Origin of the sequence: Paenibacillus profundus (genome assembly GCF_021369635.1) — a bacterium.
GTDB classification, from domain to species: domain Bacteria; phylum Bacillota; class Bacilli; order Paenibacillales; family Paenibacillaceae; genus Paenibacillus_B; species Paenibacillus_B profundus.
This window is the reverse complement of the sequence record NZ_JAJNBZ010000002.1, coordinates 364,765-377,222: the sequence shown is the minus strand read 5'-3', so window position 1 is coordinate 377,222 and position 12,458 is coordinate 364,765. Positions and strand designations below refer to the sequence as shown.

Sequence of the window (12,458 nt, the reverse complement as noted above, 5' to 3'; positions counted from 1 at the left end):
CTGTGTCTAGCTCTGTGTCTAGCTCTGTGTCTAGCTCTGTGTCTAGCTCTGTGTCTAGCTCTGTGTCTAAGTCTGTATCTCAGTTTGTGCTCTGGGTTTTGCTATTCTAATATTGCATCTAAGCTGCCCTGCCCAGGTTGGTTTACTAAGTTGATTCGCCTTCTAAGCAAAAATCTGTTTCTGAGCGTGTGGGAGAATGAGTAAAAGGTGATGAAGATGAGTACGGTAGCTGACGAGCTGGCGGGATGTTATTTGATGTTTATAACCTCTAACGGAGTGAGATGTGACGAGCGACAGAGCATTCATTGGAAAATGTGCAGTGGTTTCCCCTGCTTTAAACTGGCAATCTTCATTCCATTGGAAAACCTCCAGTCAAATCGGGCGGATTTCTGTTTTTCAGCCTTGTTGGGCGGAGCTGGCTGGATGAAATCCAATGACTTTCATACAAGACTCGCATTCGTCCCCGTCTCATTGGACAAAATCCAATGAAATCAAGAAATATAAAGATTCGCTGAAGCTAGGGGGCTCATAAGGCTCAGATGCATCATAAGTTCTATGCTCATTGTGCTCAGCAACAGACTTCCTTATCTTAACAAGTCGAACGGCAAAAAAAGAGCATACCCGCAGCGGCATGCCCCTTAAATAAAGCTTTTATAATGCTCTATACCCTAAGCTCTCTGTACTATAACGCGACCGGCTGGCCCAGCTTCACGGATTCATACGCTGCAAGCGCCACCTGCGTGGAACGCAAGCCGTCTTCGCCCGTGACCGGCACCGGCTCGCCCTGCAGCAGCGCGCGGACGAAGTCCTTCACCATGTACGCATCCATGTCGTCGCCCCAATACGTCCACAGTCCTTTGCCCGCTTCATCGCTGTACAAATCGTTATGCTGCGCGAAGCCATCGACGGAAATAACCCCTTTCGTGCCGACAATCTCCATCGTCACATCGCCCCAGGTCGGGAACGATTTCGGACGCGACCAGCTCGTATCGAGTGCGGCAAAGACGCCGTTCTCGAATTTGATGTGAACCATGCCGGCATCGTCCACCCCAAGGTCCTCTTGGAACAATGTAGCCGCATAAGCGTACACTTCGGTCACCTTGGACTGCAGCAGCCAATTCATCAGATCCATAACATGCACCGTATGGTCCATGGCTGCCCCCCCGCCGGACAGCTGCTTGTCAATGAACCAGGAGCCTGGATTGCCGCCGTGATTCGTGCCTTTGATGGCGACGATATCGCCAATGTCGCCCCGCTCCACCGCTTCCTTGGCGCGGACAACCGCCGCCAAGTACCGGCATGGGAACGCTGTCATTAGTTGAACGCCGTTGTCCTTGCAGGCAGCAATCATGCGCTCCATCTCTTCCAGTGTCGTGCCGAGCGGCTTCTCGCAGAGCACATGCTTCTTAGCGTTAGCCGCATCGATTGCCATTTGCGCATGATGTGCGTTCTCCGAACAAATGACGACGGCATCCACGTCCTGCGCGAGCAATTCGCGATAATCAGCAAAGTACGGCACCCCATATTCGCCGACGATGCTGTCTACGCGGCTGCGCACCTCATCGGCAATTCCGACGATTTGCACTTCAGGTATTTGTCTCAGGCTATGAAAATAGCTGTACGCATGTCCGTGCGCGAAGCTAATCATCCCTACCTTCAATCCTTTCATGTCACGAGCCCTCCCCCATTGAATTGCGGTTGCTTACAACAGAACCGCCTTGCCGGTGCGTATCGATTCCTGAGCAGCTGCTGCGATTGTGAGCGCCCTGCAAGCATCCCGCGCCGTTACAATCGGCTCAATGCCATCGCGAATGCATCCGATAAAGTGCTCCAGCTCCACTGTGTACGGATTGCGGTATCCCGGACTTTGCGGAATTTCAACGAAATTGCCTCCGTCCGCCTCCGCCTCGCTATTACGAATTTGCAGCGATTGGGTCTTCAGGCTATCACTCTGTACCAGTCCTGCAGTACCGGCGAATTCCGCCGTATAGTGAAACGATCCGGGATATCCCCAGAATGCTTCCAAATTGGCAACGGCGCCGCTCTCAAAGACGAGCGTTACTAGCGCATAATCCATGTCGTCATCATATTTGTTCATGCCGTATACTGACTTGACCTCGCCAAGCGCCCAACGCATGAAGTCGATGTCGTGCACCATCAAGTCAACGATGACGCCGCCACTTTTGTCCGCTTCCTTGTACCAGGATTTGACGTTGCCAGGGTGAGCGCCCACCCGTTTCGCGTTCGCGACACCGACTTTGCCTATCTGCCCGGCATCTATTTGATGCTTTATTTGCGCATATTCCGGGAAAAAGCGCACCACATGTCCAACGAACAACTGCACTCCGTTCGCTTCGCACACGCGGACCATCTCCTCGGCATCCTCCACATTCAGCGCAATCGGCTTCTCACAAATGACATGCTTTCCCGCTGCAGCAGCTTGAATGACAAGCTCTTTATGCAAATAACTCGGCACCGCCACACTAACAATGTCCGCTTCCACGGACGACATCATCGCATCGAACGAGGTGAACGCGGACGTTCCCGTCTGTTGCGCCAACGATTCCGCCAACTCGGGTACGATATCGCATACGCCGACCAGCTCGACGTTCGGCATTTTTGCAAACTCAAGCGCATGCACGTGCCCCATGCCTCCGCAGCCAACAACCGCTATTTTCATATGTGACTCGCTCCTTGTCTGAATTCGACCTGCTAGAGCAATTCTATGCGCAGACCGTCGTTTCCTTCCCGGAACAAGTAAAATGTTCCACCTGAAGCAGAAAAAAAACGAGTAGACCTTTGTCGTTGATGACAGGTTTACTCGTTAGCGGATGAGCGCATGCTCATCCTCATTCCACATATATTATTCAAAGCGCTTCATAATATCGTCCAGCAGCAAGTTTGCTGCTTTGATGCCGCCTGCGGTATTCCAGATCGTTTCGTTCACCTGAAATACTTGGTTCGTCTTGGCGACATTCAAGCTTTTGAAGACGGGGCTATCCATCCATTTCTTCGCATTGTCAGACACTTCCGTCTGTCCTTTCGATTCAGAAATCCAGTAGAACAAAATATCGCCGTCCATTTCATTCATTCCCTCTTCCGACAAAAACTCGGCGAAGTTGTCCTTGTCCTGCGAAGCCGGACGAGCCATGCCAAGCTGATCGAGCAGCACGCCGCTGAAGGTATCCTTCTGGTAAATTTGAACGCCTTTCATCGAGAATTTGACCACCGATACTTTCGTCGCCGTTTTCGAACCGAGCTTCGCTTTCGCGTCGGCCACACGCTGGTCGAACTCCGCCATAACCTTTTCTCCTTCGGCCTGCTTGTTCAACGTCTCGGCATACAGGTTGAAGTTCACCTTCCACTGACCAGACAGATCCTCGGAAAATACGGTCGGCGCAATCTTCGCCAATTGATCGTAAATTTTTTCATGACGCACTTTGTTCCCGATAATCAAATCGGGGTTCAGCTCGAGAATCGCTTCAACGTTCGGCTGGCTCTCATAGCCAAGATCCTTAACCCCTTGCATTTCATCTTTAATATGATCGTGCCATGGCTCGCCTTCCCATGATTGAATGGCTCCAACCGGCTTCACGCCCAACGCAAGCAATGCTTCAGTGCCTTCATTGGTCAAAATGACGACACGCTGCGGCGTCCCCTTTATTTTCGCTGCACCCATAGCATGTTTGATCTCCCGCACTTCATCTGCCTTAGGGGCAGCGGTGTCCGCAGCAGCTGGGGCAGATGCAGATGACGGCTGCACCTCGTTCGGCTTGCTTCCACACCCCACGAGTACAAGCACTATAGCTGCAAGCAACATGCATGTCATTTGATTTCGAGTCAGACTAGATCCCCTTCTTCTCTTCATCTCTATAAGCCTCCATACTGTTAATGATAATCATTATCAATGATTATTGTATAGAGAAGCACCCAGCTTTTCCATACACTGCATTGCCCGTTTTATATGGAGGCTATTGTCACCTGCATTGCTGCTGAAAATATTTTACGCTTTCCCGAATCATATGCGCCTGGCCGAACGGCCCCCACGGATCCCATTCGAAGCTATCCGGAACATAGACCCGGTTCTCTCGGGCAGCACGTAATTCCCTCCATAAAGGATTGCTCTGCAATTTCATCACATCATCCCGTTGGCTCCAGAGAATAATTATCCTTTCTGGGTTCAGTTCAACCAACTCGGAAAGCGCAATACATTTGTAAAAGGAGTGCGTCACCTCGGCTTCCGGTTGAAATCCGAAACTGCCGTAAAACAAATCATTGATGGCATGTCCGCTAACCCCTTGGATCCGCAAATCATTTTCATGAATACGAACGATGGTCCATTTGCCAGTGCGGGTTATCGGCCTCAATATCTCTTTAGCCTGCTCCTCCATGTAAGCGATGTTGCGGATGACCGCTTCCGCTTCCTGCTCCTTGCCGACCATCTTGGCGATATAACGCTGATAGCCATGCCAGCTGGCAAAGCCGTCAAAGCTTATCGTATTGGCAGTCATGTCGGTCCATACTTGATTATCTTGATTGAGCTTGAAGTTCATCTTGAGAATATAATCAGGCGCCATCGTCAGAACTTCGCGCGGGTGAATATGCTGTTCCGCATTCAGAGGCTTCGTGCCGTGAAGAAGATGATGCAGATAGACCGGGAAGCCAGATGCTGTCGAGCAATAATTCGGAAAAGACGGCGCTGCGATTGGCTTGATGCCTAAAGCAAGCAAATGATCCTGCAGAAACAGCTTGCTCACGACGGCTATTCGTTGCCCGTATTTTTTCATATAAATGGTCGGAGATAATCCGGCCGATTTTTTGAAGACGCGGCTAAAATATAGCTCGTCTTGAAATCCGACGCCTTGAGCGACATCTTTAATAGAATGGTGCGACATGGACAGCAAGTCCTTGGCCCGCTGCACGCGCACATTGGTCAAATATTCGCCCGGTGTCATCCCCGTCTTTCGTTTGAAGGCACGGCAATAAGAGCTCGATGTCATGCCGGCCATGTCAGGCAGCTTGCCTACCTGCACTCTCTCCATATAACGCTGTTCCATGAAGTCAATCGTGCGCTGGATCGATTCATTCCGATTCTGTTTCTGTGATTCATAATCCGAATGAAGGACATAGAGAAGCTCATACAACATCGCCTGTCCACACAGCCATGCCCCATGCCCGCGCTCCAGCATCAATTGCTCAAGCTGCTCCAACACAGATAAGACCGTAACTTGAGCCACGACAAGGAACGCAATAGGCCGGGATTCCCCATGCTGCGGATCAGCTGGCTTGATACGAATATTTCGCTCCGGGACAGGCAGCTTGACTTCGATGTATTGCAACAGGAAGAAATGAACATCGTTGTCTTGCGCAGCACTTGCTTCGATGAACATGCCCGGTTGAAGCATGAAGCATGCTCCGGGTTCGATATCATGCGGCGTATCATCGATCAACACGGTGCCGCTGCCCTTAGTTATATAACACAGCGCTACCGTATGCGGCCGGATCGGTCTTAGTCTGAAGCCTGCTTGAAAACTATGTCTTTTGCACGAAACAAGAGCGTAGGAGAATTCGAACGGTGCTCTCATCCTATTCACTTCCTAACCCGGGCGCGCCGGAATATACAACGTTCTTCCATCACTTAAGAGCTTCATCAAATGCGCCATCAATTATAGCAGCATCTTTTGATACGACGAACAAAATATAGTTATCTTTCATTTTTAACACGTGCTTCTCGATTAGAAAGTACTCATCTGGAAGAATAGCTATAATTTTAAACAAACGAGTAAGCCTTGAAGTAGTTCCACACATTTTTTATATGTCCCACACTTTTTCCTCAGACACAAATTACCTGCCTTTAATGTCTCTGATCAGTGTTAACCTAGTTACCATACCAAGTCCACTACTAAACCCTTGATCCATCAACATTCTGACGAATCAAGGGCCCAGCCTTGTCTCAAACATGTATTGTAAATAGTCTCATTTATTAACCAAATTAGTCTCAACTATAGCTGCTACTCACACCTACCACATCGCCCTTAAATCTTGTACGCCTTCATCGCCTTGCGAATTTCTTTCCATGATGGGCGCTTACCGTACATGAGCACGCCAGTGCGGTAAATCTTCGCGGACAGCCAGCCGAAGAAAACGACCGACACGAGCATAATCAGGACGCCGACCCAGAATTCCCACCATGCCGAGTTGCCGATTCCAATCCTCAGCAGCATCGACGTTGGTATGAAGAACGGGATGTAGGAGGTGACTTTCACCAGCATCGAGTTCGGCGTAGATACGCTGAAGATCGCGATGTAGAAAGCAGCCATCGTCAGCATCGTAATTGGCATAATTGCCTGTGCCAAGTCTTCCGTACGGCTCACGATCGAGCCGACTGCGGCGAACAACGTTGCGTAGAGGAAGTATCCCAAGACGTAGAGCAGCAATCCCCCGCCTACTACCGACCAATCAATCATGGAAATGTCGAAGTTAAGCTCCTTGAGCGGGCCTGCATTGTGCGGCAGCATCAGGTTCAAAAGAACGACCGCAAGGAAGATTCCAATCTGCAGCAATCCTAGCAGGAACATGCCGATGATTTTACCGAACATTTGCGCAAGCGGCGACACGCTCGTAATGAGAATTTCCATAACGCGTGAGCTTTTCTCCTGTGTTACCTCGGATGCAATCATGTTGCCGGTCATCGTATTGGTCATGAACAAGAGGACGATAAGCACCATGACGACCACAATGGATATGCCTTTGTTCGCCGGGTTCTCTTCCGCTTCTTCTCCTGCCTTCGCGATCGTCTTCGAGTCCAGCGAGACCGGCTTGCTCAGCTCCGCGATTTGTTCCGGAGTAAGTGAATCTTTCACGAGCCACTCCGTCTTAATTAACGTCAACGCGTTCGTCAACGTCGACTGCTTCTCCATACCGAGTTCATCTTCCCCGTGATATATAACCTTCGGAAACGACCCGGCTTGCTCTGCTTCCAATGTCAAATAGCCTTCTATCTTGCCGTCTTCCACCTGCTTGTTCAGCTCTGCTTCGGAAGTATTGGCATAAGGAACGATTTTGAGATCACTCTTCTCTTGTTTCGCAAAATACTGCTCCAGCGACTGCTCGATTTTCGTATCCTTTCCTTGCATCAGTCCAATGGAAGTCGGCTCGTCACTCGAAAACAATGAAATGATGTAAGGCAAGTTCACACCTAAACTAATGATGAGCGCCAAAATAATCGTAGTGACGAAAAAAGCTTTCGTCATCATCTTCGTGCGCAGCGTAAATCCGATTACGGTCCGTACATTATGCATTTGATTCACTCCCAACCGCCTTAATGAAGATTTCGTTCAATGTCGGCTCCTTCAGCTCGAACTGCTGTACATTCACTTGTGTCATAGCCGTCTGCAAAATATGCTGAGCAGATCCTTCATCGGTAATGCGGATACGGTATCCATCATCTGTCCGCTGCACATCACTCACGCCTGCAATGCTCTGCAGACCTTCCACCGCTCCACTTGTGCGCAAGACGACATGCTCACGCGGATAACGGGACTTCAAATCGCGAAGCGAACCTTGCAGGACCGCTTTTCCTTTTTGCAAAATAGTCAGGTTGCGGCACAATTCCTCGACATGCTCCATCCGGTGCGTCGAGAACAGAATGCTCGTGCCTTGATCGCGCAGCTCCTTGACCGTCTCCTTCAACAGCTCCACGTTCACGGGATCAAGACCGCTGAACGCCTCATCCAGAATGAGCAGCTTCGGTTTATGAACAATGGAAGCGATAAAGCCGATTTTTTGTTGGTTCCCTTTGGAGAGCTCTTCAATTTTCTTATTATAATTTTCCGGAACGTTGAATCGCTCCAACCAGTACTTCAGGTTGCTGTCAGCATCTTTGCGTGACATTCCACGCAACTGGGCCAAATAAGTAACCTGCTCACTTACCTTAATCTTCGGATACATCCCGCGCTCCTCTGGCAAATAGCCGAAAATTCGGGATAAACCGCTATGGAATGGTTTGCCGTCATATTGGATAGTTCCCCCATCAGGATAAATGAGTCCGAGCACCATCCGCATCGTCGTCGTCTTGCCGGCCCCGTTCGCCCCGAGCAACCCGTACATTTCGCCCTCTTCCACATCAAAGCTAAGACCATTAACGGCGGTCTTGTCACCGTATTGCTTGACGACTTCTTGTAATTGTAACGGCTTCATCGATTTGTAGCTCTCCCTTCGTTATTCAGCTCAATCAAATAGGCTAATATATCATCCAGCTCCAGACCTTTGGTCTGCAGTGTGGGTATATCATTCTCCTGCAAAAAGGCCTCAAGCTGGGCCGCATCCTTCGCAATGAGACGTACGCCATACCGCTCCTGAATCGCCTTCGCCAGGCCAGGAATGCGGTCATAATCTGCAGCATCGCCATCAACGAGGAACTCTTTCCAAGCGTCGAACATCGCATCCTTCTCGACCATTTGCAGCACCTGTCCCTTATTCATGAACAGGATATAATCTGCAAGGCGCTTCACTTCTTCAATAATGTGTGTAGCGATAACAATCGAACGCTGACCATCCTGCAAATAGCGGTGCATGTCCTCGATCATCATGCGCCAGGATAATGGATCCAAGCCTGACGATGGCTCGTCGAGCAGCAGCAATTCAGGCTGGGGGCTCATGGCGATAATCAAGTCCAGCTTTCTGCGCATCCCCTTCGACAGTTTGCTCAGCTTCTGCTTCGGCGGGATTTCGTATTTCGCCATATAATGCTGGTAAAATTGCCAATCCCACTTCGGATACCACTGTGCCGTAAATGAAGCCAGCTGATCTGCTGTCAAATCGCTATCATCCGGATTCGGATGTTCACCGACGAATCCGATGCGTGCTTTCAACGCGGCATCGTACTCTGGTTGAACCTTCTCTTGAAAGATGGTGATGCTTCCTTGCTCCGGGTGAACGAAGCCCATGCACATGCTTAACAACGTCGTCTTCCCCGAACCGTTCGTGCCGACAATCGCCGTGACACAGCCTTGCGGTATGTGGATATTTAGCGGACCTATTTTTATATTTTCCCGCGTCTTCACAATATCTTGCAATGTAATGACGTTGTTCTCCTCCACTTGAGTTCCCCTCCTTTCTCCAAATAGACTCAATGCCATTTTCGCTGAATTACTTCTTGCATCAGCTGCTCTAATTCCTCTTTCGTTATATCGACACGCAGCGCGGCATCAACCGCTTCTTCCAATGCTTGCTCAACGGCTTGCCGCCGATAACGAGCACGCTCTTCCGCATGAACCTGTGCGACAAACGTTCCCGTCCCCTGCTTCGTCCGGAGCAATCCTTCGCTTTCTAAATCTTGATACACCCTTCTTACCGTAATCACGCTGCATTGCAGTTGATTGGCGAATTCGCGTATGGACGGAAGAAGCATACTCTCTTCAAGATGGCCGCTCAAAATGAGCGCTCGAAGCTGGTGTGTAATTTGCGCATACAGCGGTTCCGAACTGTTATCATTGATTTGAATGGGCATAAACACCGCTTCTCACCACCTCCTGCTATATGGTTTTCTGCTCATTGTCATACGCGCTATACCAAATCTCGCTTACGAATCGCATTCTTTACCATGGCGATACCGAGCGTCAACACTTGTGTAATCACACCCAATGCAAGAATGCCGCCTAACCAAGGGTAATATTTTGCGACATACACGATCGTCAGAACAAAGCTTCCACCAGATAGAGCAATAGCTATGGCGAGAGCGGCAGTGAAGGCAACTATAATTAACGACCTCTTAAAATATTTGCTGCCGCTGTAGCTCATCTCCATAATAATGAACATCATATTAATAATCATAGAAAATGCAATGAGCATGAACGCAAAGGCGATTATGGATACCGGCGCCAGCTCTGCTCTCAACGCGGGACTGAAAATAACCTGAACGGCAATGAATAGGGTCATGTTCAACACAAACGCAACGAGCATCATCATGATGCGTGATAAGGCAATCGTATGAATGTCAATCGGCAAGGTGCGCAGCTTCACCATCCATTTCGTATATGAATCTTCCTGAATGTAACGCATCGAGCGGCGTGAAAAGAAAAACCCCATATTGGGCAGCGTAATCAAATAAACAAAGTCCAACGTTCCGTTTAGAAATCGATGCATCTCTCCGACTTCACCCAGTACGCCATTCATCATGAACATGCTCGTTACGCTCATGTACATATTGAATAGCAGCGTCGTAACCAATCCCCACTTGAAGCGTACGAGATCATTTTTGACAAGCGCCCATGCTTGTTTATATTGATTGCCCAATGTTTATCCCTCTTTCTACAACGGATTCAGCTCCGTATGTATGTGCAACGCGCCACACTTGCTGTGCTGAATATCATGCATACTGTGTTCACTGTGCTTACTGTATATATCTTTATATACAGTATAATCACTGTGCTGTTTTATTGTCAATATCTTAGAAAACCTTTATCGAGGCTTGAAAATGGGCGACCGAGTTTGAGACAGGTTTAGGTTTTATCGCTGACTCTCCATCATGAACGGCAAGTTCCGCTCTTGCTAGTTGCTCGTTCAGACTTACAGGGATTCGCTTCATCCGTCTCTTTGCTTCATTCTCCCCTTTCATCAGGAGGCGCCACGCCCAATGACGGCTCTGATTAACTGTGAACATGATCGGCCGCTTCATGGCATGGTATACGAAACGACATGTTCTTATTCTCGGTGTTATCCCTCCTGACTATATGGGAGAATGGAGCTAAGGGCCATTATAACGGAAGCCCGACATTGTGTTTTCGTTTGATAGGAGAATGGCGGCTGTCATTCTGAATGAAAGGTAGAGTGTAGCAAGGGATGGAACAGAGTTACCTTCTCCGGAAAGGACAACGTGACGTGAACATAAAAAAACCGTCCCGCCGTGAACGCATCACAGCAGGACGGATTTTACGCAGAATCGTTATGGTATTACAGACCAAAAATCGCATCGATGACCGGCTTGGTATGACCGCCCGGATACAGTAAATACAGCAAGCTATATACCGTTACCCCCGTAATTGCCGTCGCAAACCAAATGATAGATGTGATTTTCCCCAGCTTGCGGTGTGTTTTAAACCGCGATTTGAAACCAGTATACAGCGTTACAAGACCGAATACGGCTGCAACCGTCGCCAGTACGATATGAAATAGCAGGAAGACCAAATAGAAAACTTTCAGGTCATCTGGGCCTCCCCATGCCGTATTGCCGACAAAAATCGTCCGGGATACATAAATAATAAAGAACAGAAGTGCCGCCACGGCCGCCGCCACCATCGTTTTCTTATGCTGCTCCCGTTTGCCTTTGATGATTTGCGCCCAACCGATAGCAACGAGAATCGCACTGATGGCGATGAACGATGTGCTTACCGCGGGCATCAAATTATATAAATCCACGAAAGTAACGCCCTCCTCAACTCATTCAACAAGGTGCTTCATGCTATCCCTTGCGCTAGTCTTCGTTATCATTATAAAGGATTTCTACGAGTTCATCTGCCCCTCTGGCATCAATTCCACAAAATCGTCATCATCTTTGCCTTCTCTGCGGAACCAATGCACGAAGACATATCCGAGTATACAGCCGTACATCGTCTCTTGAATCAGCTTCATGAGAATGCCCCCCAACTGTTGATCCTCAAGCGGATTGAACCAGTTGAAAAATTCCGGCCCGTCGAACGCCGCCAGCATAGCTGCCGGATCCCCTGAAATGCAATACCCCATCGCTTCAACCCAGGCATCCTTGTCCACATAAGTGGCGAACAACGGATCACTTGCAAAAATGATGAGTGCACAGGCTGGTGTGATGAGAAGTCCGTTCAGAAAAATGTAGCCCATCTTCTTCACATCGGCTAGGGTGTTCCACTCGGGAACCGGGGCGACGACCCACCACCACATGAGCGTCGATGCAATGAACAACACAATATAGTAGATGATATGTTCTGTGTAATGTGTCATGACATAGTCGTGCACGACAGGCACATGATAGAAAGAGAACAGCACATTGAACAGCACTGCGCTCAATATAGGGTGAGTGAACTTTCTCAATCGTCTAAGCGGCTTCCGATCAAGCAGGTAACGCCATAGCCAGCCCGGCACGGACAACAAAATGAGCGGCGGCACGATAATATATGATATGGCCATCATGAGCATATGAAACGTAAACATCATATGGCTCATCATGTTAATGGGTCCGCCTTGGGCGAGATACAGGAGCAGTACGCCCGTGCTAAACATCACTTTCTGCTTCACAGATACCGGCTCTGAATTAGCAAAGCGATCTCGAAACGGCCCTGTCACCCCAAGATACAAAATGATGACGAGCACCGAAGAGACAAGAAACAACGGACTCCACACATCATACAAACTGAAGTATTTCGTTAAACCGAACATGAACGTTCATTCCCTTCTCTCGTTGGCGCCACCATTTCGCCACAATT

General features: G+C 49.1%; 11 protein-coding genes and 1 pseudogene. All 12 read right to left on the bottom strand.

Going from position 1 to position 12,458, the window contains the following annotated elements; genetic code table 11:
* Positions 1-682: 682 nt before the first annotated feature.
* Complete coding sequence (locus tag LQV63_RS04630) at positions 683-1,669, bottom strand: Gfo/Idh/MocA family protein (protein ID WP_233695827.1); 987 nt, start codon at positions 1,667-1,669, stop codon at positions 683-685.
* Between the two features lie 33 nt (positions 1,670-1,702).
* Positions 1,703-2,680, bottom strand: a complete 978-nt coding sequence (locus tag LQV63_RS04625) for a Gfo/Idh/MocA family protein (RefSeq protein ID WP_233695826.1) — start codon at positions 2,678-2,680, stop codon at positions 1,703-1,705.
* 183 nt (positions 2,681-2,863) lie between these two features.
* Entirely contained in the window at positions 2,864-3,868 is a 1,005-nt protein-coding gene (locus tag LQV63_RS04620) for an ABC transporter substrate-binding protein (RefSeq protein WP_407672885.1), read from the bottom strand.
* Between the two features lie 109 nt (positions 3,869-3,977).
* On the bottom strand, positions 3,978-5,585 hold the full coding sequence (locus LQV63_RS04615) for a helix-turn-helix domain-containing protein (RefSeq protein WP_233695825.1): 1,608 nt from the start codon (positions 5,583-5,585) through the stop codon (positions 3,978-3,980).
* Positions 5,586-5,634: 49 nt separating this feature from the next.
* A pseudogene (locus LQV63_RS32345) lies at positions 5,635-5,757 on the bottom strand (DUF4358 domain-containing protein); the annotation flags it as partial.
* A gap of 278 nt (positions 5,758-6,035) precedes the next feature.
* Positions 6,036-7,301, bottom strand: a complete 1,266-nt coding sequence (locus tag LQV63_RS04605) for an ABC transporter permease (protein WP_233695824.1) — start codon at positions 7,299-7,301, stop codon at positions 6,036-6,038.
* The gene (locus LQV63_RS04600) at positions 7,294-8,199 is read right to left on the bottom strand and encodes an ABC transporter ATP-binding protein (RefSeq protein WP_233695823.1); all 906 of its coding nucleotides are present in this window, start codon (positions 8,197-8,199) and stop codon (positions 7,294-7,296) included. The genes LQV63_RS04605 and LQV63_RS04600 overlap by 8 nt, the downstream gene beginning before the upstream one ends.
* Complete coding sequence (locus tag LQV63_RS04595) at positions 8,196-9,101, bottom strand: ABC transporter ATP-binding protein (protein ID WP_233695822.1); 906 nt, start codon at positions 9,099-9,101, stop codon at positions 8,196-8,198. The genes LQV63_RS04600 and LQV63_RS04595 overlap by 4 nt, the downstream gene beginning before the upstream one ends.
* Before the next feature lie 29 nt (positions 9,102-9,130).
* A complete protein-coding gene (locus LQV63_RS04590) occupies positions 9,131-9,517 on the bottom strand; it encodes a GntR family transcriptional regulator (RefSeq protein WP_233695821.1) in 387 nt (128 codons plus the stop codon).
* Between the two features lie 50 nt (positions 9,518-9,567).
* Positions 9,568-10,296: a hypothetical protein gene (locus LQV63_RS04585; RefSeq protein WP_233695820.1), complete on the bottom strand. Its 729-nt coding sequence runs from the start codon at positions 10,294-10,296 to the stop codon at positions 9,568-9,570.
* A gap of 657 nt (positions 10,297-10,953) precedes the next feature.
* Positions 10,954-11,418, bottom strand: a complete 465-nt coding sequence (locus LQV63_RS04580; RefSeq protein WP_019420017.1) for a DUF420 domain-containing protein — start codon at positions 11,416-11,418, stop codon at positions 10,954-10,956.
* Between the two features lie 84 nt (positions 11,419-11,502).
* Positions 11,503-12,411: a cytochrome c oxidase assembly factor CtaG gene (gene ctaG / locus LQV63_RS04575; protein ID WP_233695819.1), complete on the bottom strand. Its 909-nt coding sequence runs from the start codon at positions 12,409-12,411 to the stop codon at positions 11,503-11,505.
* Positions 12,412-12,458 lie beyond the last annotated feature (47 nt).